This is a genomic window from Kutzneria sp. NPDC051319 (assembly GCF_040682195.1).
Lineage (GTDB): Bacteria > Actinomycetota > Actinomycetes > Mycobacteriales > Pseudonocardiaceae > Kutzneria.
This window is the reverse complement of the sequence record NZ_JBFBAM010000115.1, coordinates 1-19,917: the sequence shown is the minus strand read 5'-3', so window position 1 is coordinate 19,917 and position 19,917 is coordinate 1. Positions and strand designations below refer to the sequence as shown.

Genomic DNA, 19,917 nt, shown 5'->3' with positions numbered 1-19,917 from the left:
TGTGGAGTAACTGCGGGATCGCCCGCAGTTACTCCACAGCTGTATGCGTGGCAGGGCAGCACCGTACGGGCGATTCTGGAGAACCCGCGGTACACGGGCTATGCCGTCTTCGGCCGGTGGACGAAGCACGAGACGTTGTTGGACCCGGACGACGTAGCGGCGGGACACGTGATCCGGTTCCGGAGGGCGAGCGCTGACCGGGTAGTTCGTTCCCGGAAGCCAACACACCCGGAGATCGTCTCGGTCGAGGAATTCACGGAGGCGCAGTTGCTGCGGCGGTCGAAGGGCGCGGGTGGGCTGAGGACCGCTCGGAAGGCTGAACGTAGCGGGCGAGTGACGAAGCGGACGTACCTGTTCAGGGGGCGGATCCGGTGCGCGGTGTGTTTACGGAAGATGGAGGCGAGTCCCCGGGTGCACGCGATGTACTACCGGTGTCCTGCCCGGACATTGGCGCCAGGTTCACCTGTTCTGGCGACGCATCCGCCGGCCGTCTACCTCCGTGAGGATCCGATCGAGGAGGCCGTGAACAAGTGGCTCGGTGGCTTGTTCGACAGCGCGAACGTGGATCGGACCGTGGCGGCGCTGGTCGCGTCGCAGGCGGGCGATAGGCCGGTCAACCACGACGGGGCGAAGCGACGGCTTGCACAGGCTGAGGCGAAGCTCGGGAAGTTCCAAGCGGCGATCGTCGCGGGTATCGATCCGGAGGCGCTGGTCGAGGCGGTCAACAGCGCGCAAGCCGAACGCGCAGCGGCGAAAGCGGAATTGGAGAGCCAGCGAATGCCCGGTGGGATTAGCGACGCCGAGATATGGGCGATGATCGATTCGCTTGGCGACGTTGGTGCTGCTCTGTCGGGAGCGAAGCCGGAGAGCCAAGTGCGGCTGTACGAGGCCGTTGACCTGCAAGTTTGCTATGACCGGGCCGCGAACGTGGCCGATGTGATCATTCATCCGATGAGACGGGTGAATAGTAAGTGTGTCCGAGGGGGGACTCGAACTCGTTCTCGTAGCACCCAACGCAGTGTTGGGTGTTCATGTGACCATCGTAGTAGATGGTGGCACCTGGTCGCCTGGCGACCAGGTGAACGTGGAGGACGCGCGGCTTGGCGGTCGAGTCCTCAGATGACTTCTTATCTTGCTCTGTCGTGCGGTGGGTGGCGAAGCGTTTCACCATGTTGGAAGCCGGCAGTGCTCTTGCGGGCATAGTCGTGGCCGCGCGACTTGGTCGAGTAATGTGGTCTATGAGCGGCGTGCTTGAGCTTCATGTGCAGAATAAGGTTGCCAAGCTCTATTTTTTTTGGCGTCTGAGCTGTGAAGGGCCGTGTCGCGGTCGACGTGAAAGAGTTTGAAACTGCGACCCCTTGGCCCAGTTGAACCAGGGCCAACAGCGTGCTCGTGTCCGTTCTCCAAGCTCGCGTCCAAGTCTACTTGCCAAAGTAAAGGAGTCCTCGATTTATCGGTTTGATCATGGATGTGAGCGGCAGCTGAGACTGCGTCTCAACATATGGTCGGTGGAGTGAGAGGACGGCCGTGTGCCTCGGAAAAGCTGGCGATGCCAGCTGGTAGCCAAGGCACCGGCACCTGTGCATTGAGTTCAGCACTGTGCCGTCGACGTCCGGGATCTCGCGGAACAGGCCCAGCAGGTAGTGGTAGTCGCCGAGGAACAGTCGGGCGCAGTGCTCGCCATCCTCGGTGACGTCGGCGCGGCCGCCGTGCCGGGAGATGTGTTCCGGAATCGTGACCTGAACCCCGGGTCAGTCGGTCGGGTAGTGTACGTCGGCGAGGCCGGATATTCCGGAACCGATGACACACACCTTCATCGGTGATTCCCCTTTGGAGCTGAGAGTGGGCACACCTCTCCCTGGGTTTCCATTGGTCTTCGCACGACTCCTCCTCGGTCGGACCCGCTCACGATCGATGTGGAGCGCGTACGTCACAGCGCAGAAAAGCCCTGCACCACCGTGCGTTAGCGACGGTTTTTGGGACCACCCAATCGCAGTAAATGCACAGTAGGGGAGTAACGGATGCCCTGTGGCAACCAAGAAAGCGTGCAGCCGTGCTGTCCGTTCATGGCGTGCGCGACCAGTTTGGGGGCGCCGTCGTCGGACGTGCTGGATTCCAGCCAGGTTCGGCCGCGTAGTGTGCTGGACATGGCCGACGATGCACAGCGGCAGACGCGGCGCGCCGTCGTGATCGTGGGCGTGGCGAGCTTGGTGGTGCCCGCGCTGGGGCTGGTCGTGGGATCGCTCGCCGCCGTGACCGTGTTCGGGCCGGGCGGCGGAGCGGCTGTGGCGGTGGTGGTCGGAGGTGTCACCGTTGGGCTGGCCGTGACGGCCGGTCTTTGTCTGCGCCCTGTCGTGCGCGCACTTCTGTCGGGGACGAGCCCGCGGCGGCCTAGTCCTCTCGCTCCTCTCGTCCGTCGCCGTCGGTGAGCCGAGCGCGGCGCCTGTGCCGCCACCGGCTGATCCCGACCAGAGCCGATCCGCTGGTCCCCAGCGCCCCGACGCCAGCGACAGCGCCCGCGACCACCGGATTCAGGCCCGTCACGGAGACCGTGTACAGGATGCTGACGGCGACTACCAGCAGGCACGCTGCGACACCCGCGCAGATCATCACCACGATGACCGCGAAGCGAAGTGCCATCCGCAGGTAGCGGCGTAGAGTTTCGTCGGACGACGTCGCGCGCTCCACATGTCGGTCGACCGCGGCGAGCACGGTCAGTGGAGGCTCGGCGCGCTGGCCTGTGCCACCTGCCGCGACCCTGTCGTCCAGGGCGTTGCTGCCACCTGCGGCACGCCCGCCAGGCCTCCGGCGCCCGCCGGCCGCTATTGCCACTCGACGCCGGGGGCGCCGAGTTTTTCCGCTGCCCACCGTTTCCCTCCTCCGCTCCGCCCACACCCAGCCCAAAAACGCGCGAAGCCCCCACGGACGAGAGCGTTCCGTCCGTGGGGGCTTGAACGGCGACAGCTTACTACCTGGAGGAGCGCTGGTCACGGCAGGGTTGGCACCCTCCTGACCAGCATATACGCCGCTCGGTGTCGAGGCTGTCGACTCCTCGGAGCGCGTCACGACGAAGTGCTTCCACCGCGTTCGTGCGTGTTTGATATTGTGTGTCAGCATTCAACGGAATGTTTGTTCGCGATTGTTTATTCGCTTTCGCAAGCGATTCTTGTCCGCTTCGCGACCGACCTGTCTCCGCGTCCGAGGTGGCTGGTGCCGGAGCAGCGACGAGGACCTTGTCGGCGGGGCTGTCGGTGAGCACCTGTGCGACGTGACGTGCGTATGGGATGACGCAGTCGATGTCGAGGGCGCCCGGCGTGAGGTCGGTCAGATCGATGGCCGGTTGTCACGGCGGTCGACCACCGGGTTGCCCATGTGGGGCTCGATAGGTCATTGCTGCAGGTGGCAGCTGGGTAAGCAGCCCCGCGTGGGCAGCTGGGATGCCGCCAGCATGATCGTGTCGTTGCTGTACCGAGCAACTCGCGCGCTGCTGTCCGTGCCAGCGGTGCCGCTGCCCGGGACATCCCCAAGGACGCCGAACTGCTGGTGAAACGGCACGAGAACGCGGTGCTGCGTCGACAGGTCAAAGGTCGGATTCGCTACGAGCCCGTAGATCGTTTCCGGTTGGCGGCGTTGTCGTCGCTGTTGCCGCGCCATTGCTGGAGCTGCGTTTTCCCGTCACTCCGGGGACGGTGTTGGCGTTGGGATCTCGGACCCAGTCGGCGCGGGGTCGTGAAGTCCGCGCCTTCAAGTCGTCGAACGAGCCTTCCGTGGGATCAGACCAGGCCATCGATGACAGTGAGGTCGGCACCGATCTCCGTGATGGTGGACCGCGCGGAGTTGAGCAATTCCTCGAGCAGGCGCAGGCGTAGGAAGTCCTCCGTCGTGGAGTCGCCGCCCTTGGCGCGAAGCCTGGCGCGGATCGCCTTGCTGACATGCGGCTGCACGACGACAACCTCGGGCGTGTCGGTCGCGTCGCGCAACTCCAGCGCATCGAGGAAGTTGGTGCGCGACGACGTGCGTTGCCCGAAATTCCAGCACGCGGGTCGGTCAAGGCGTGGAGTGGCGAGCCGGGCGAGCATGAGGTCGCGATCCGTGAATACGAGGTTCTTGACGGCCTGGCTGACCACGACCTCGAATGCGCCAAGCGCGACTCGTCGTCTTGGTGCGGCGTTCTTGGCGCCCTTAATATGGATGATGCTGAGGTGGCCCTCTGGTGAGACGTGGAGGAAGTCGGCGACCTCGCCGGTGCCGTCGTCGCAGATCAACCAGCCCGTGTTGTACTTGTTGACGACCCAGGCGAACAACGACTGATCGCCGTGTTTTCCGATGTGGTCATGTATGCCCCGCGCGTCATCGAAGGGCGGTTTCTCGCGCTCAATATTGAAGCCAGTGAAGTCCTCGAATTTCCAGTTCGGGAAGGCGAATTCGCGCGGTCGCTCCTGCCACATGTGGCCGCCGACGAACGTGTGTCCGGACGCGTAGTAGACCGATACCAATTCGTTGCTGTACTGGAGGGCGTCGAGGACCTGGTGGACCGGTCCGGGGTTCCATGGCGTGCCGTGGTATCCGACGTCGAGTCGGAACAGGGGGTCGTCGGCAACCGGCTTTGCGGCGAGCTGGCCACCGATGCAACCGTCAAGCCCGACGTCGATGATGAAGCGGGCCGATTCCGGCTGGGCGGAGACATCCATTTCCGCCTCCTGTAGCAACTCAGCGGCGTGTCGCAACTCCTCGGACGAACCTGGGTGGAGGTGGTCCGGTGGGACTACCCGGATCGCATATGCGCCGCGAACGTCGGAGCGGTCGGTGACTGCACTCGCAAAGTGCGGAAACGCCTCCTCGTTGGAGGTGTTGGTCAGCTCGCTCTCGATCAGGGGCAGCAGTTCCGCTACCGCTGTCACGAAGGTGGGGAGGTCCGGTGCAGCCTTGAACCATGTCGACGACTCGCTCGGCGTGCTTCCGATGATCCCGTTTGAGGACGACCCTGTCCGGTGCCTCAGCAAGCTCCGAGCGTGCGGCGCCCACGGTATAGGAGGCATCCTCAAACGGGTTGACCGTATCTTGCAGCCGAAGGCCCCCGGTGCTCTTGATGCCAGGCTTCGTCGTTCGTGGCCGGTGCACGCCACGGAGCCACAGGCTACGGGCGTCGCCGCGGTGGAGAGCAGCTTCGAGCACCCGCGGTGGAATCCTGGCCAGTGGCGGCTTGGGTGCCTTGTCCAGCCAGCGTTGCAGTCGGTCATGGCTGGTGCTGTCGCAATGCACTGCTATCAGTCGTTTTCTTCGCAGGGTGACGGTCAGCTTGTGCACGACATCTCGCAGGCCGGCTTCGATGTCAGCCCAGGCGGGCTGATCGCGTTGCTGTCGAATCGATCCGGCGAGTTCGTCCACCTCCTCGCCGCGGTATCCACTGCCTGAATCCGACGCGACGACCTCGGTCTGCCGCCCTGCGCGAGTCCGGCCTGGTTGCAACAGGAAGTCGCGGACCTTGGCGAAGGAGCCGACCAGGTCGTCGCCAGTGCACTGCAGCGGCGCGATCGGAAGGTGCTGGAGCATGGCATCGAGACCCGGCGTTATCCGACGGTCCCCGACCGGCGACTTCATCGACCTCGAACAGCCGCTGGCCGACCAGCCGCTGGAGTACCAGGGCGCTCGCGTGCCCCGGCGGGCCAACGAGCTCGGCCTGGCGGGGCAGCCCCGGGCCGGCACCATCTGGCGCCCGGACCCACCGGAAGAGGTGGCCGCCCTTGAGGCCGCGCGAACCGAGGAAGCGGCCCGCTGGGCCCGCCGCTCAACGCCGCCGGACTGACGCGTGACGGCCGGTGCAGCGGGCGGCGCGAGCTTCGGCGACCCGCCCGCCGCGAACCCGGTCAGCGACGCCGCAGCAGCAGGATCACGAGCAGCAGCAGGCCGACGCCGCCGGCGGCGATGACGGCGGCCGGGACCTTGCGGGCCCCGGTCGACCTTGCCGTGCAGGCGCTCGATGGTGTCGACGATCTCCTCACGGGTCCGCTCGACCTCCTCGAGGAGCAGCCCGGGATCGTCCGGACGGGTGGTCACTGGGTCACCGCCCGGCGGATGATCGCCGCGTCGTCCTTGACGTTGGCGACGGTCTCCTGCGGCACCGGCGGCACACCCTTGCGCAGCTTGACCAGGGCGAACCCGGCGAGCAGGATGAGCGCCCCGACGGCGAGCGCGGCGAGCCAGGCCGGCAGCACCAGGGCGAGCGCGATGATGGCGCACGCGATGAGCGCGCACAGGCCAAGGAAGCCGAACAGCGCGGCCCCGACCAGCACACCGACGCCCAGACCGGCCGCCTTGGCCTTCGTCTTGACCTCCACGACGGCGAGCGCGGCCTCGTCCCGCACCAGGGTCGACAGTTGCTCGCTCAACCGAGCCAGCAGCTGGCCGGTCGAGGCTTCGCCCTGAGGCATTGGTTCCACCCAGCGTGGCTGTTCCTACGTACTGGAACTACCCGCTGGTCAGCGCCGCGACACCCGCCAGCACATGGTCGACGGTGACGCTAAGCAGCGCGGGATCGGGATCATCGGTGAAGGGATCGCCACGCCGGGCGGAGGCGACCGTGAGCGGGCGGTGCGGGCCGGCGGCCGGCGGCCCCCACTGTTCCACCGGAGCCGGCCCGAACAGCACAACCGACGGCGTCCGGTAGGCGTAGGAAAGATGAGCGACGCCGGTGTCGGCGGAGATCACCAGTTGCGCCTCGGCGATCAGCGCGGCCAGCTCGGCCAGGTCCAGACGCCCGGCGAGCACGTCCTCATCGGACACGCCGACGGCCAGCGCGAGGTCGCGCTCCCGCTCGGTGCCGGTCACCACGACGCGGCGGTTCATCTTCGCCGCCACCTGGGCGTACCGCTCGACCGGCCAACGTCGGCTGCCGTAACCGGCGCCCGGATGGATGACCACGGCCCCCGGCGCGACGCTGCTCACGGCGGGCCGACGCAGCAGGAGATCGTCCGCGTCGCAGGGGATGCCGTGCGCGGCGAGCATTCGGCACCAGCGCTGCCGTTCGTGCATGTCGTCCGTCCAGATCGGTCCGTCCCAGCCGTGGCCCCCGTGACCGACACGACGTCGCGGCCGGAGCGCGTCGAGGATCTCGTTGCTCTGCGGCCCCGCCCCGTGCAGGTTGACGGCGACGTCGGGGCTGTCGACGCCGTCGAGCGGGTGCAGGCCGTTGGCCGGCACGAGTTCGTCGATGCCGCCGATGAGCGCGACGATCGGTTCCAGCCAGCCGGAAGTGGCCAGTTGCAGCCGATGTCGCGGCCAGTGCCGGCGCAGCGCGCGCAACGCCGGCACTGTCACGAGTAGGTCGCCGAGATTCAAGGCCCGCAAGGCAAGCACAGTGGACACCTGGGCCTGGTTACCCTCGGCGCGGCTGAGGCAAACAGACCCGGACGGGCACCTTGGTTACGCTGAGTAGTAGTTCTCCGGGCCGGGTTTACTCCAACCCGCAGCGGAAATCTCGTCTTTCGTGACTGCGAGCCATGGCTGCGACGCGGTGCTGTTCGACCGGGACGGCACCCTCATCGTCGACGTGCCCTACAACGGGGACCCGCGAAGGGTACTCCCAGTGCCGGGGGCCCGTCGAGCTCTGGACCTGTTGCGGGACCGAGGGATCGCGATCGGCGGGGTGACGAACCAGTCCGGTGTGGCCCGAGGCGTGCTCACGACCGAGGACGTGCGGGCGGTGAACCAACGGGTCGAGCAGCTGCTCGGTCCGTTGGACACCTGGCAGGTCTGCCCGCACGGCGCGCACGACGGCTGCCGGTGCCGCAAGCCCGAGCCCGGCCTGGTCCTGGCGGCCTCGTCGTCACTGGGTGTGCCGACGCGCCGCATGACGCTGATCGGCGACATCGGCAGCGATGTCTCGGCCGGGCTGGCCGCCAACGCCAGGGCGATTCTCGTGCCCACACCGAAGACCCGCCGCGAGGAGGTCGACGCCGCCCCCGAGGTGAGCCCGGATCTCCTTGCCGCGGTGGAAAAGGTCCTGCGATGAGGCGGCAGGTGTTGGTCGTCCGCCTTGACAGCGAGGGCGATGTGCTCGTGTCGGGCCCGGCGGTGCGCGCCGTCGCGCAGGGCAACGACGTCACGTTCCTGTGCGGCCCCAGGGGAAAGCAGGCGGCGCGACTGCTGGCGGGGGTTAGTGACGTCCTGGTGTGGCGATGCCCGTGGATCGATCCGACGCCGTCCGACGTGGACCGGCGCGACGTCGAGTCCGTCCGCAAGACCTTGCAGCGCCGTCGGTTCGACACCGCGCTGATCCTGACTTCGTTCCACCAGTCGCCGTTGCCGATGGCGCTGGTGCTGCGGATGGCCGGCGTGCCGTGGATCGCGGCCGTCTCCGAGGACTATCCGGGATCCCTGCTGGACATCCGCCTTCGCCCCGGCATCGAGGTCGACGACGACCTGCCGGAGCCCGAACGCGCCCTGACCGTCGCCAAGGCGGCCGGCTTCGCGCTGGGCCCCGCCGATGACGGCCGGCTGGCCGTTCGGGCGCTGCCGAAGCGCCCCCGTCTCATCGGAAACGACCCCTACGTGGTGGTGCATCCGGGCGCCTCGGTCCCGTCGCGGGCCTGGTCGCCCGAGCGGTGTGCAGAGGCCGTGGTCGAACTGACTCGCCGCGGGTTTCGTGTGGTGGTCACGGGTGGTCCCGACGAGCGGGCCCTGACGGCTCGTGTCGCCGGTCACTGCGGCATCGATCTCGGTGGCTGCACTACGTTCGCGCAACTCGCCGCGACGATCGCCGGAGCGGAGGTCCTCGTGGTCGGCAACACCGGCCCCGCGCATCTGGCGGCGGCCGTCTCAACGCCCGTGGTGTCACTGTTCTCCCCGGTCGTGCCGTCACGGCGGTGGGCGCCGTACCGCGTTCCGTATGTGCTGCTCGGTGACCAGGACTCACCCTGCCGCGGCACCCGCGCCCGGACCTGCCCGCTGGCCGGCCATCCATGCCTGAACAACGTCACCGCCGCCGAAGTCGCCGAGGCGGTCGAAGCGATGCAGGGGGTACGTGCATGAGTGAACGCGCTGTGCTGCCACCGCCCGGCTGGGCCGCGCCGGACCGTCGGCTGCGGGTCCTGGTGTGGCACGTGCATGCGGCCTGGATGTCCGCATTTGTCGCCGGTCGGCACGAGTACCTCATCCCGACCGGGCCGTGGGGCGGCGGCAAGTGCGGCCGCGAGTGGCCCAACGCCGTCGAAGTCAGCGAGCCGTCCGAGGTGGACGTTGTCGTGCTGCAACGGCCGGAGGAGATCGACGAGGCGTCGAAGTGGGTGCGCGGCCGGGCGCCGATGGTCTACGTGGAGCACAACACCCCGAAGGGGCAGCCGCATCCGCTGGCCGAGCGCGACGACATGCGCCTGGTCCACGTCACGCACTTCAACGAGGTGATGTGGGATTCGGGCCGTGCGCCGACAACCGTGATCGAACACGGCGTCCCGGATCCCGGCGAGCGCTACACCGGCGAACTGCCGCGGGCGGCGGCCGTGATCAACGAGCCCGTGCGCCGCGGGCGGATCACCGGCACCGACCTGCTGCCGAGGTTCGGCCCGATCGACGTCTTCGGCATCCATGTCGACCGCCTCGACCTGCCCGGCGTGCAGCCGATCGGCGACCTGTGGACCGACAAGCTGCACGCCGAGCTGGCCCGGCGGCGGGTGTACGTCCATCCGCTGCGATGGACCTCGCTGGGGCTGTCCCTCATCGAGGCGATGCACCTGGGCATGCCGGTGGTGGCGTTCGCGGCGACGGAGGCGATCGAGGCCGTGCCCCCCGACGCGGGCGTCGTCTCCACTCAGGTGGACGTGTTGGCCGAGGTGGCCCGCGAGCTGATCAAGGGCCCGGAGCTGGCCGCCGAGCTGGGCCGGCAGGCCAGGCGGGCGGCGTTGGCGAGATACGGGTTGGCGGCCTTCCTGCGGGACTGGGACTGGCTGCTGGTTGAGACCGTGGAACGTGGGAGGTAGTCATGAAGATCGCGATGGTTTCCGAGCACGCCAGTCCGCTGGCCGCGCTCGGCGAGGTCGACTGCGGTGGACAGAACCTGCACGTCGCCGAGTTGTCGTCGGCGCTGGCCCGGCAGGGCCACGAGGTGGTCGTCCACACGCGCCGCGCGGACCCGGACCTGCCGACCCGCGTCGACACCACACGAGGCTTCAGCGTGATGCACGTGCCGGCCGGCCCACCGGGCCAGCTGCCGAAGGACGAACTGCTCCCGCACATGGGCGAGTTCGCCGACACGCTGGCCCGGGAATGGCGGGAGCAGCCGCCCGACGTCGTGCACGCCCACTTCTGGATGTCCGGCCTGGCATCGGTGCTCGGCGCGGACGGGCTCGACATTCCGGTGGTGCAGACCTTTCACGCGCTCGGCTCGGTGAAGTGCCGGCACCAGGGCGACAAGGACACCAGCCCGTCCGGGCGGCTGCGGCTGGAGCGCCTGGTCGGGCGGACCGTGTCCAGGATCGCCGCCACGTGCTCGGACGAAGTGTTCGAGCTGGTTCGCATGGGCGTGCCGCGCTCGCGGATCTCCGTGGTGCCGTGCGGAGTGGACCTGCGGCAGTTCAGCCCGGACGGGCCCGTCGCCGCACGCGGCGAACGGCATCGCCTGCTCGCGGTCGGCCGCCTGGTGCAACGCAAGGGTTTCGACATCGTCATCGAGGCCATGGCTCGGCTGCCGCACACCGAGCTGCTGATCGCCGGCGGCCCGCAGCCGTCCGGGCTGTCCGCGGACGCGGAGGCCCGCCGGCTGCGCCAGGTCGCCGATCGGTTCGGCGTCGGCGACCGGGTCGCGCTGCTCGGCCAGGTGTCCCGCGAGGAGATGCCGATGCTGTTGCGCTCGGCCGACGTCGTCGTCTGCACGCCCTGGTATGAGCCGTTCGGCATCGTGCCGCTGGAGGCGATGGCCTGCGGTGTCCCGGTGGTGGCGGCCGCCACCGGCGGCCTCACCGACACCGTCGTCGACGGCGTCACCGGCCGCCATGTGCCGCCGCGCGATCCGGCCGCGCTGGCCCACGTGCTGCGGCCGCTGCTGGAGGATCCCACGTTGCGCCAGGCCTACGGGGCCGCCGGCCACGACCGGGCTCAGGCCCGCTACTCCTGGGACCGGGTGGCCGCCGACACCGCGCAGATCTACCACCGCGCCGGCGTCGTCCCGGCCCGCACCGCCCTGGAGGTCTCGTCGTGAACTCGATCAGCCACGTCGACGACCTGCACGAGGCGCTGGACTGGCTGCGGGCGCAGTCGTCGGTGCTGGACAGCTGGGGACAGCGGCTGGCCGCCACGCTGCGGTCCGGCGGGCGGTTGCTCGCGGCCGGCAACGGCGGCTCGGCGGCCGAGGCCCAGCACCTGACCGCCGAGTTGGTCGGGCGCTTCGACGGCGACCGACAGCCCTTCTCAGCGATCGCCTTGCACGCCGACACCTCCGCGATCACGGCCATCGGCAACGACTACGGGTACGACGACGTGTTCGCCCGCCAGGTCGTCGCCCATGCGCGGCCGGGGGACATCGTGATGCTGCTGTCCACCAGCGGCCGCAGTCCGAACGTCGTGCGCGCCGCCGAAGCCGCCCGTCGCGCCGGGGCGGTGTGCTGGGCGATGACCGGCCGTGCGCCGAACCCGCTGGCGTCGCTGGTGGACGAGGCGTTGTGTGTGCCGGCCGAGCCGGCGACCGCCCAGGAGGCGCATCTGGTCGCCGTGCACGTGTTGTGCGGCGCCTTCGAACAGGCATTGGCGTTGTTGGAAAGGCGGGCCTCGTGAATCTGGTCGTGGTCGGCGACGTGCTGTTGGACGTGGACATCGTCGGGTCGGTGAGCCGGGTGTGCCCAGACGGCCCGGCGCCCGTGCTGGACATGGCGACCGAGCGGCCCCGGGCCGGGGGCGCCGGTCTGTCCGCTTTCCTCGCCGCTCGTGACGGCGTGGCGACGACGCTCGTGACGGCGCTGTCCGACGACGAGGACGCCGGCGTGCTGCGGTCGTGCCTGTCCGGAGTCCGGGTTGTTGCCGGCCGATCCTTCGGTGCGACCGTGGTGAAGACCCGGTTGCGGGCGGACGACCAGTCCCTGGCCCGGGTCGACCGCGGCGGCAGCGAACGGCCGCCGGAGGTCACCGCCGAGATGCTCGACGCGGTGCGGTCGGCCGATGCCGTGCTGGTGTCAGATTACGGTCGGGGCATCGCCGCCGATCCCCGGCTGCGCAAGGCGCTTTCGGACGTCGTGCGGCGGATTCCCGTGGTTTGGGACCCACATCCGCGCGGGCCGGAGCCCGTGCCGGGTGTCCGGTTGCTCACGCCGAACCTGTCGGAGGCGCTGACCGCGAGCGGCGTCACGGCGAAGGGACTGGAGGGGGCTCGGTTGGCGGGGGGCGCGCTGCGTTCCCGGCTGCGCGCGCACGCCGTCGCCGTGACGCTGGGCAGTCGTGGCGCGTTGCTGCACAACGGCGGCGAGACGCCGATCGTCGTTCCGGCCCCGTCGGTCCCGGTGCTCGACCCGTGTGGGGCAGGGGACCGGTTCGCGTCGGCGGTCGCGGTGAGCCTGATGCGAGGCGCGGCACTGGACGTCGCCATCGCTGACGGTGTCGTCGCCGCCTCGGAGTACGTGTGTGCCGGCGGTTCCGCCGATCCGCAGCGCTCCATCGCGGCCGTGCGGGCCCGAGGAGGCAAGATCGTCGCCACCGGCGGGTGCTTCGACATCCTCCACACAGGACACACCCGAACCCTGCACGCCGCCCGCCATCTTGGCGATTTTCTCCTGGTGTGCCTGAATTCGGACGAGTCGGTGCGGCGGCTGAAGGGTCCGTCGCGGCCGGTCAACAATCAGCGCGACCGCGCCGAGATGCTGCGCTCGCTCGACTGTGTGGACGCCGTCGTCGTCTTCGACGGGGACACTCCCTGCGATGTGCTGCGTGAGCTGCGGCCGGACGTGTGGGTGAAGGGCGGCGACTACTCGGCCGAGACGCTGCCGGAATCCGAGGTCGTGCGGGAATGGGGCGGCGAAAGCGTGATCGTGCCGTATCACGCCGGCCGCTCCACCACCCGGCTCGTGGACCTGTTGTCGCACGCGAAGTGAGGGGAGAAACTCAGTGGAAACCATCGCTGTCACCGGTGGCGCGTCCGGTCTTGGCGCGGCCGTCGTGCGGGCGGTGCGCAAGGCCGGCGGCCGGGCCGCCGTGCTGGACATGGCCGAGCCGGCGGAGTGTGACGACTTCGTGGCGGTCGACCTGTCCGACACCCGTGCGGCCGAGCGGGCCGTCCGCGAGATCGCCGGGCGCAGCGGCGGCCTGAGCGGCGTGGTCACCGCCGCCGGCACCGATCGCTGCGGCACACTGTCCGATGTGGACGGGGCCGAGTGGGATCGTGTCGTGACGGTGAATCTTCTCGGCACCGCCGCCGTTGTCCGGGCCGCGCTGCCGTACCTGCTGGAGTCGCGGGGCCGCATCGTCACGGTCGCCTCGACGCTCGGGTTTAGCGCGGTCAGCGACGCGACCGCCTACTGCGCCTCGAAATTCGGCGTCGTCGGCTTCACCCGCGCGCTGACCGCCGAGTTGACCGGACGGGTCGGCGTGACCCTGCTGGTGCCCGGCGGCATGCGGACGAAGTTCTTCGACGACCGCGAGGACCGCTACAAGCCGCCGTCGGACGCCCGGCTCAACGACCCGGACGACGTGGCGGCGGCCGTGGTGTTCGCGCTCAGCCAGCCGGGGAACTGTGAGCTTCGGGAACTGGTCGTGACGCACGCTGAGGAGGGATCGTGGCCGCCATGATCTCGTCCACGTCGGCGAGAACGTCGTCGACCCGGATCGCCGCCACCCACGACGTGCGGTGACCGCAGCCCGGTGTGTCCTGGTCGGTCAGCGAACGGCCGCAGTCGGGGCAGTGCACCGTCCACGCGATGTGCGGACGGTGCACGCCCCGCCAGAACGGCCCCGCGTTGATCATGTTGCCGCACCAGAAGACGCTCACCGTCGGCGTGCCGACCGCCTCGGCCATGTGCCGGGGCCGCTGTCGTTGGCCACCACGACGGCGCTTCGGGCGAGGACGCCGATCAGTCCGTGCAGACTCAGCACGCCGGACAAGCCGCGGATGCTCATCGGCCACCGCGTGAGGGTCCGCGCCCGATCCACGATCTCCTGCACCAGCGCGAGTTCGGCGCCGCTGCCGACCACTGCGACACCGTGCCCCCGGTCGGCGACGGCGGCGGCGACCTCAGCGTATTTCTCGGCGGGCCAACGCCGTCGTGGATCTGTCGCGCCGGGATGCAGCGTCACCAGGTGCTCGGGTAGGCCGTGCAGCGCCTCGGCCGCCTCGTCCAGGTCGCGGTCCGTGACGGCCAGCCCGGCGTCCATCGTGACCTGTGGCGCGCCGGCCAGGGCGACAACCTCCAGCCAGCGAAGGGTTTCGTGCTGGTAGTACCGGTAGGGCAGCGACCGCGTGAGCGGTGCGGCGTCCGGCGTCCGGATGCCCACGCTGTGCCGGGCGCCGAGGTTTCGCAGGAACGGGTTCGACCACCGGCCGCCGCCGTGCAGCTGGAACGCGAGATCGAACCGCTCGGCCCGCGCCGCCTCGAAGAACCGGTGCAGGGCCGGCGGATCGTCGTGCACACCCGGCAGCGGCTCGTAGACGCCCTTGGCCGCCGGCAGCCGGATCACGCGGTCGATCGGACCGGGTCGGCCGTCGAGCAGCCGGGCGTGCTGGCCGGTGCCGAGCAGCACGATCTCCGCCCCGGGATAGGCCGTCCGGACGGCGCGCGCGGCGGGCAGCACGAACATCAGGTCGCCGAGGCCGCCACCGCGCAGCATCGCGATCCGGTGCACATCGTCGAACGGGGGCATGGCATCGGTATGCCCGGCCGCTTAAGCCGGCAATCACCGGGTAGTCGCGAAGACATGAGTGAAGTCGAACAGGTCGTCGCCGCGGCTCGGGCGGCGCAACGAGGCTGGGCCAGAACCCCGGCCGCCGAACGGGGAGCCGCGCTCGCGGCCGCGGCCGCCCGGCTGCGTGCGGCGGCCGACGAGCTGGCTGCCGCGCACAATGCCGACACCGGCCGTCTGATCGACGAGGCGCATGGCGGCGTCCTGGCGGGGGCCGGCACGCTGGACCAGTACGCCGAGCTGGGGCCGCTGCACCGCGGTCGGGTCTTGCACGGCGCGTGGTCGGCGACGGACCTGATGGTGCCGGAGCCACGTGGCGTGGTCGCGGCGATCACCCCGTGGAACGACCCGGTGGCCATCGCGTGCGGGCTTATCGGCGCTGCGCTGGCGGTGGGGAACACCGTGGTGCACAAGCCCAGCGAGCGGTCGCCCAACGTTGGGGAGCTGATGACGAAGCTGCTCGCCGACCTGTTCCCGGAGCACGTGCTGCAGTGGCTGCCCGGCGACGGCCGGGCCGGGGCGGCGCTGGCGTCGCAGCCCGGGATCGACGTGGTGGCCCATGTGGGTAGCAGCGCGACCGGCCGGGAGATCGCCGGCAACAGCACGGCGAAGCTGTTGCTGGAGAATGGCGGCAACGACCCGCTGCTGATCGACGAGGGCGTGGATCCGGCGTGGGCGGCCGGGCAGGCGGCGTTGGGGGCGTTCACCAACGCCGGCCAGCTGTGCACGTCCGTGGAGCGGATCTTCGTGCATTCCGCTGTGGCCAAGCCGTTCCTGGCGGAGCTGCGGGTGGCGGCGCAGGAGTTCGTGACCGGACCGTTGGTGGACATCAAGGCGCGGGACGCCGTTCACGGCCAGGTGCAGGAGGCGCTGGAGGCCGGCGCGTCCCGGGTGTGCGGGGGCACGCTGTCGGAGGACTCGCGTTACCCGAACACCGTGTTGGCCAAGTGCACGCCGGACATGCGGGTGATGCGTGAGGAGACTTTCGGGCCGGTCGCGCCGGTGTGCGTGGTGGACAGCTTCGACCATGGGCTCGAGTTGGCGTGCAGCGGCCCGTACGGGCTGGCGGCCACCGTGCTGACCCGGGACATGGATCACGCGCAGCGGGCCTGGCGAGAGCTGCCGGTCGGCACCGTGAAGGTCAACGCCGTGTTCGGCGGCGCGCCGGGCGGTGCGGCGCAGCCCCGTGGCGCCAGCGGCACTGGGTTCGGGTACGGACCCGAGTTGCTCGACGAGATGACGACGACAAAGGTCGTGCACTGGGAGGCGGCATGCTGACCGTTGAGATGCCTGAGCTGCTGGCCAAGCGCCGACTCCGGATAGCGGTGGTCGGCGACGCGATGCTGGACGGCTGGCTGTGTGGCGGCAGCACGCGACTGTGCCGGGAGGCCCCGGCTCCGGTCGTGGAGATCACGTCGGCGACGAACCGTCCAGGCGGCGCGGCCAACACCGCCGCCAACGTGGCGGCGCTGGGGGCCGAGGCCGTGATGGTCGCGGTGACCGGGACGGACCTGGACGGGGTCCGAATCCGGCGCGAGCTGGACGCCGCCGGTGTGCGCACCGACGCGATGCTGGTGGAGCACGGGCGTCGCACACTGGCCAAGCGCAGGGTGGTCGCCGGTGATCAGCTGGTGGCGCGGTTCGACGAGGGGGACAGCGGCGATGTGCGGCCGTGCACCGGGCGTGCGCTGGCCGGGGTGCTTCGGGAGGTCGTGCCGCACTGTGACGCGGTGCTGGTGTGCGACTACGGTGCCGGGACGCTCACCGCGCAGGTGCGAGCGGAGATCGCGCGATTGCGGGGTCCGCTGTTGGTCGTCGACGCGCACGACCTGGCACCGTGGGCGGCGGCACGGCCGGACGTCGTGACGCCCAACGCCGGCGAGGCGGCGGCGTTGCTCGGCGCGGCCTGGTCGCGTGAGCGCACCGGCGAGGTTGAACGTCGTGCCGGTGATCTTCGTGCTGCGACGGGGGCCGCCGCGGTCGTCGTCACGTTGGACCGGGACGGGGCGATGCTGCTGCCCGCCGACGGTCCCGTGCACCGGACCTGGGCGCAGCCGGCGCCGGAGAGTCAGGCGTCGGGGGCCGGCGACACCTTCGTGGCCGCGCTGACGATGGCGTTGGCGGGTGGCCTGCCGACGACCGCGAGCGCGGAGTTCGCGCAGGCGGCGGCGGATGTGGTTGTGGGCCGGCCCGGGACGTCGGTCTGCACGACCGCGCAGCTGACCGCTCGGTTGGGTGGGTTCCGGTCGTCCCTGCTCGATCACGACGAGCTCGCGGCGGCGGTGGCGGCGCACCGGGCGGCGGGGCGGCGGATCGTGTTCACCAACGGCTGCTTCGACGTGCTGCACCGGGGGCACATCGCGTATCTGAACCAGGCGAAGCGGCTGGGGGACGTGCTTGTGGTCGCCGTCAACGACGACGGCAGCGTGCGGCGGCTCAAAGGCCCCGGCCGGCCGGTGAACTCGACCTCGGACCGAGCGGCGGTGCTGGCCGCGCTCAGCTGTGTCGACCACGTGACGACGTTCGCCACCGACACGACGGCGGGACTGATCTCGCGGCTGCGGCCCGACGTCTACGCCAAGGGCGGGGACTACACGCCGGAGATGCTGCCGGAGACACCGGTGGTGCGGGCCTGCGGCGGCGAGGTGCGGATCCTGGACTACCTGCCGGATCGGTCCACGTCGGCGGTCATCGAGCGGATTCGGGGTCGGGTGGGGGCGCGGTGAGCGTTGATGTGCTGGTGCCGACCCGGAATCGGCCGGTGGAGCTGGGGGTGACGTTAGCGGGGCTGGCGGCGCAGGAGGGCCCGTTGCGTCGGGTGGTGGTGAGCGACCAGTCGGATGAGCGGCCGTCGTTCGACACCGCGCCGGCGCGGGCGATGGCCCGGCAGTTGGAGCGACGGGGCGTCGAGGTGGAGTTCGTGCGGCACCTGCCTCGGCGGGGGCTGGCCGAGCACCGGGACTTCTTGTTGGGCCTGGCCACCGCCTCCCATGTGCTGTTCCTCGACGATGACGTGTGGCTGGAGCCGGGGACCTTGAGCCGGTTGTGGACGGCCATGTCCGAGCTGCGCTGCGGCTTTGTGGGAAATGCGATGCAGGGACTGTCCTTCCTGGACGACCGGCGGCCGGCGGAGTTGGAGCCCTACGAGGAGTGGGCGCACGGCGTGGAGCCCGAGGTGATCGGCTCGGCGGAGGAGCGGCGGTGGACGCTGCACAATGCCGCGAACCTCGTGCATCTGGCCGAAGAACTGGGGGTGAAGGCCGGGCAGTGGCGGCCGTACAAGGTGGCCTGGGTCGCCGGGTGCGTGCTGTTCGATCGGGAGAAGTTGGCCGAGTGCGGCGGCTTCGACTTCTGGCGGGAGCTGCCGGCCGAGCACGCGGGCGAGGACGTCGCGGCGCAGTGGCGGGTGATGGCGAAATACGGCGGTGCCGGCGTGTTGCCCAGTGGCGCGGTGCACCTGGAGTCGGAGACCACGGTGCCGCAGCGGGATGTGCAGGCGGTGGACGTGGTGTCGGTCCGTCACTCCTGATGGCGGTGGCTGGTCTGGCTGTGCCGGGCTGGGGCGGTGTCGAGACGATCTGACTCCCCAACCCGGCACAATCCGTGTCACCTGTAACCGGAATCGTTACGAGAAGGCCTGGCTGACCGCGTTGGGCCCGTTGTACTCCCGGTCGGGAATCGCCTGCAGCCCGTCCAGCACGGCCTCGTCGGCGCCCTTCTCCCTCGCGTGCTCGACGATCTGCTCCTTGGTCGCGGGATACTCCATCCCGCCGAGGAACTTCTGCATCTGAATCGGATTCGGCTTGTCGCTCACTGCATCTCCTTCCGGCGGCTCGACGACTCAGACCGAAGCTCTACCCGCCCCGCCCCGGGACAAACGGCCGAGCACGTCCCGAACCGAGATCGCCGCCATGCACGCCGGCCCGTCCTCGGCCAACGGGCATCGCGCACTCCACCAGCAGGGTTGCTCGGTGATCGCCAGCGGCCGGCGGTGCGGGCAGTCCGGCAGCCCCTGGAGGTTCCCGCCCCCGTACCCGTAGCGGTCGACCGTGATCGGCCCGAACAGCCCCACCACCCGTGCCCCCATCGCCTCCGCCAACCGCACGGGTCCGGTGTCCCCGCCCACCACGACCCCGTCGACCGCGGCGACGGCCGCGAAGCACGCCCCCAACTCCCGTAACGACATCGCCGGCAGTTCCAGCACCGGCACGATCTCCGCCAGGTCGTCGAAGTACGGCCACCGCTTGACCGCCATCCCCGAATCCCGCACCAGCACCACCGGCCGTTTCACCTCGCCGACGATCTCGCGTGCCCACGCCAGCTCGGCGGCCGTCAGATGCACCCGCGGTGTCGGATCGGCCGGCCCGATCAGCCCCTCCGCCCGCAGAATCTCCAGGTACCGCGCCGGAATCCGTTGATCAACCGGCGGACCGCGCCAGAGGTCGGTCACCGCCCGGCAGCCGTGCGCGGCCAACGCTGCCGGAATCCCGCTGTGCATGGAGGTGCTCACGACCAGATCGGGATCCACCCGCGCCAGCTCGCCGCGCACGTCGGTGGACGTGGAAACCTCGGCCACCCACGGATCGGTCCGTAACAGCGCCGCCCCCGGCTCCTCGGTCAGCACCGTCACCTTCGCCTCGGCGTGCCGCCGGCCCAGCGCGTGCACCGCCGGCAGCGCCATCAGCAGGTCCCCGATACCGCCCAACAGCTCGATCACGAGTATTTGGCGGAAATCGCCCATTCCGCAGCACCTGTTCGTACAGCTCCCGATGCCGCCGAGCTATCGTCGGCCACGTCCGCTCCGCCACCATCGCCTTGCCTCGCACGGACAACCGCTCCCGCAACGCCGAATCCCCGAGCACGCGTTCCAGCGCCGCCACGAGCGCGTCCGCGCTGCGCACCGCCGACGCCATCGCGATCGTCTCGCCGTCCACCAGTTCCGGATCCCCGCCGTCGGTCACCACTGTCGGCAGGCCGTGCGCCAACACGGTCAACAACGACCCGCTCTTCGTCGTCACCCCGGCCGTGAACGGCAGCACCGCGACA

General features: G+C 69.9%; 23 protein-coding genes and 1 pseudogene. 15 read left to right on the top strand and 9 right to left on the bottom strand.

All coding sequences use genetic code 11. The features are described 5' to 3' along the window. Positions 1 to 39: 39 nt before the first annotated feature. Positions 40 to 267: pseudogene (locus AB0M73_RS47485) on the top strand (recombinase family protein); the annotation flags it as partial. 192 nt (positions 268 to 459) lie between these two features. Here AB0M73_RS47485 and AB0M73_RS47480 read toward each other — a convergent pair. Both AB0M73_RS47480 and AB0M73_RS47475 read right to left on the bottom strand, forming a co-directional pair. Next, positions 460 to 948 carry a hypothetical protein gene (locus AB0M73_RS47480; protein ID WP_363906417.1) on the bottom strand — a complete coding sequence of 163 codons (489 nt, stop codon included), beginning with the start codon at positions 946 to 948 and terminating at the stop codon, positions 460 to 462. 1,443 nt (positions 949 to 2,391) lie between these two features. Continuing rightward, entirely contained in the window at positions 2,392 to 2,712 is a 321-nt protein-coding gene (locus AB0M73_RS47475; RefSeq protein ID WP_363906411.1) for a hypothetical protein, read from the bottom strand. A gap of 712 nt (positions 2,713 to 3,424) precedes the next feature. Between AB0M73_RS47475 and AB0M73_RS47470 the strand changes: the two genes are divergently transcribed. Continuing rightward, a complete protein-coding gene (locus AB0M73_RS47470) occupies positions 3,425 to 3,547 on the top strand; it encodes a hypothetical protein (RefSeq protein WP_363906410.1) in 123 nt (40 codons plus the stop codon). A gap of 226 nt (positions 3,548 to 3,773) precedes the next feature. Here AB0M73_RS47470 and AB0M73_RS47465 read toward each other — a convergent pair whose 3' ends face one another. Further along, positions 3,774 to 5,003 carry a hypothetical protein gene (locus AB0M73_RS47465; RefSeq protein WP_363906408.1) on the bottom strand — a complete coding sequence of 410 codons (1,230 nt, stop codon included), beginning with the start codon at positions 5,001 to 5,003 and terminating at the stop codon, positions 3,774 to 3,776. A gap of 235 nt (positions 5,004 to 5,238) precedes the next feature. On the opposite strand from AB0M73_RS47465, the gene AB0M73_RS47460 reads away from it, so the two are divergent. Continuing rightward, a complete protein-coding gene (locus AB0M73_RS47460) occupies positions 5,239 to 5,415 on the top strand; it encodes a hypothetical protein (protein ID WP_363906406.1) in 177 nt (58 codons plus the stop codon). Positions 5,416 to 5,551: 136 nt separating this feature from the next. After that, on the top strand, positions 5,552 to 5,806 hold the full coding sequence (locus tag AB0M73_RS47455; protein ID WP_363906404.1) for a hypothetical protein: 255 nt from the start codon (positions 5,552 to 5,554) through the stop codon (positions 5,804 to 5,806). A gap of 61 nt (positions 5,807 to 5,867) precedes the next feature. On the opposite strand, the gene AB0M73_RS47450 is transcribed toward AB0M73_RS47455, so the two are convergent. Genes AB0M73_RS47450 through AB0M73_RS47440 form a run of 3 tightly spaced genes read right to left on the bottom strand, consistent with a single transcriptional unit; the run spans position 5,868 to position 7,365 of the window. Next, complete coding sequence (locus AB0M73_RS47450; protein WP_363906402.1) at positions 5,868 to 6,002, bottom strand: hypothetical protein; 135 nt, start codon at positions 6,000 to 6,002, stop codon at positions 5,868 to 5,870. A 51-nt stretch (positions 6,003 to 6,053) separates the two neighbouring features. Beyond that, positions 6,054 to 6,431 carry a phage holin family protein gene (locus AB0M73_RS47445; RefSeq protein WP_363906400.1) on the bottom strand — a complete coding sequence of 126 codons (378 nt, stop codon included), beginning with the start codon at positions 6,429 to 6,431 and terminating at the stop codon, positions 6,054 to 6,056. 37 nt (positions 6,432 to 6,468) lie between these two features. After that, positions 6,469 to 7,365, bottom strand: a complete 897-nt coding sequence (locus AB0M73_RS47440) for a glycosyltransferase family 9 protein (protein ID WP_363906398.1) — start codon at positions 7,363 to 7,365, stop codon at positions 6,469 to 6,471. A gap of 121 nt (positions 7,366 to 7,486) precedes the next feature. Between AB0M73_RS47440 and AB0M73_RS47435 the strand changes: the two genes are divergently transcribed. The 7 genes from AB0M73_RS47435 to AB0M73_RS47405 are packed head-to-tail and all read left to right on the top strand — an operon-like array spanning position 7,487 to position 13,764. Next, on the top strand, positions 7,487 to 8,011 hold the full coding sequence (locus tag AB0M73_RS47435; protein ID WP_363906396.1) for an HAD-IIIA family hydrolase: 525 nt from the start codon (positions 7,487 to 7,489) through the stop codon (positions 8,009 to 8,011). Further along, positions 8,008 to 9,030 carry a glycosyltransferase family 9 protein gene (locus AB0M73_RS47430; RefSeq protein WP_363906394.1) on the top strand — a complete coding sequence of 341 codons (1,023 nt, stop codon included), beginning with the start codon at positions 8,008 to 8,010 and terminating at the stop codon, positions 9,028 to 9,030. Before AB0M73_RS47435 ends, AB0M73_RS47430 begins: the two co-directional genes overlap by 4 nt. Continuing rightward, entirely contained in the window at positions 9,027 to 9,974 is a 948-nt protein-coding gene (locus tag AB0M73_RS47425) for a glycosyltransferase (RefSeq protein WP_363906392.1), read from the top strand. Before AB0M73_RS47430 ends, AB0M73_RS47425 begins: the two co-directional genes overlap by 4 nt. A gap of 2 nt (positions 9,975 to 9,976) precedes the next feature. Then, complete coding sequence (locus AB0M73_RS47420; protein ID WP_363906390.1) at positions 9,977 to 11,191, top strand: glycosyltransferase; 1,215 nt, start codon at positions 9,977 to 9,979, stop codon at positions 11,189 to 11,191. Between the two features lie 5 nt (positions 11,192 to 11,196). Beyond that, a complete protein-coding gene (locus AB0M73_RS47415; RefSeq protein ID WP_363906415.1) occupies positions 11,197 to 11,763 on the top strand; it encodes an SIS domain-containing protein in 567 nt (188 codons plus the stop codon). Beyond that, positions 11,760 to 13,070: a D-glycero-beta-D-manno-heptose 1-phosphate adenylyltransferase gene (rfaE2, locus tag AB0M73_RS47410; protein WP_363906388.1), complete on the top strand. Its 1,311-nt coding sequence runs from the start codon at positions 11,760 to 11,762 to the stop codon at positions 13,068 to 13,070. Before AB0M73_RS47415 ends, rfaE2 (AB0M73_RS47410) begins: the two co-directional genes overlap by 4 nt. A 13-nt stretch (positions 13,071 to 13,083) precedes the next feature. Then, a complete protein-coding gene (locus AB0M73_RS47405) occupies positions 13,084 to 13,764 on the top strand; it encodes an SDR family oxidoreductase (RefSeq protein WP_363906387.1) in 681 nt (226 codons plus the stop codon). Between the two features lie 195 nt (positions 13,765 to 13,959). Here AB0M73_RS47405 and AB0M73_RS47400 read toward each other — a convergent pair whose 3' ends face one another. Continuing rightward, on the bottom strand, positions 13,960 to 14,832 hold the full coding sequence (locus AB0M73_RS47400) for a glycosyltransferase family 9 protein (RefSeq protein ID WP_363906385.1): 873 nt from the start codon (positions 14,830 to 14,832) through the stop codon (positions 13,960 to 13,962). Positions 14,833 to 14,886: 54 nt separating this feature from the next. Between AB0M73_RS47400 and AB0M73_RS47395 the strand changes: the two genes are divergently transcribed. Genes AB0M73_RS47395 through AB0M73_RS47385 form a run of 3 tightly spaced genes read left to right on the top strand, consistent with a single transcriptional unit; the run spans position 14,887 to position 18,400 of the window. Further along, positions 14,887 to 16,149: an aldehyde dehydrogenase family protein gene (locus tag AB0M73_RS47395; protein WP_363906383.1), complete on the top strand. Its 1,263-nt coding sequence runs from the start codon at positions 14,887 to 14,889 to the stop codon at positions 16,147 to 16,149. After that, positions 16,143 to 17,597: a D-glycero-beta-D-manno-heptose 1-phosphate adenylyltransferase gene (gene rfaE2 / locus AB0M73_RS47390; protein ID WP_363906381.1), complete on the top strand. Its 1,455-nt coding sequence runs from the start codon at positions 16,143 to 16,145 to the stop codon at positions 17,595 to 17,597. Before AB0M73_RS47395 ends, rfaE2 (AB0M73_RS47390) begins: the two co-directional genes overlap by 7 nt. Further along, positions 17,594 to 18,400 (top strand): glycosyltransferase, encoded by an 807-nt coding sequence (locus AB0M73_RS47385; RefSeq protein ID WP_363906379.1) that lies wholly within the window; start codon positions 17,594 to 17,596, stop codon positions 18,398 to 18,400. The genes rfaE2 (AB0M73_RS47390) and AB0M73_RS47385 overlap by 4 nt, the downstream gene beginning before the upstream one ends. 96 nt (positions 18,401 to 18,496) lie before the next feature. Here the strand turns inward: AB0M73_RS47385 and AB0M73_RS47380 are convergent, their stop codons facing one another. After that, a complete protein-coding gene (locus tag AB0M73_RS47380) occupies positions 18,497 to 18,658 on the bottom strand; it encodes a DUF2795 domain-containing protein (protein ID WP_363906413.1) in 162 nt (53 codons plus the stop codon). A gap of 54 nt (positions 18,659 to 18,712) precedes the next feature. After that, positions 18,713 to 19,612, bottom strand: coding sequence for a glycosyltransferase family 9 protein (locus tag AB0M73_RS47375; RefSeq protein ID WP_363906378.1), 900 nt, complete (start codon positions 19,610 to 19,612; stop codon positions 18,713 to 18,715). A gap of 74 nt (positions 19,613 to 19,686) precedes the next feature. On the opposite strand from AB0M73_RS47375, the gene AB0M73_RS47370 reads away from it, so the two are divergent. Further along, positions 19,687 to 19,917 (top strand): hypothetical protein (locus AB0M73_RS47370; protein ID WP_363906376.1); only part of this gene is annotated, 231 nt, incomplete at its 3' end.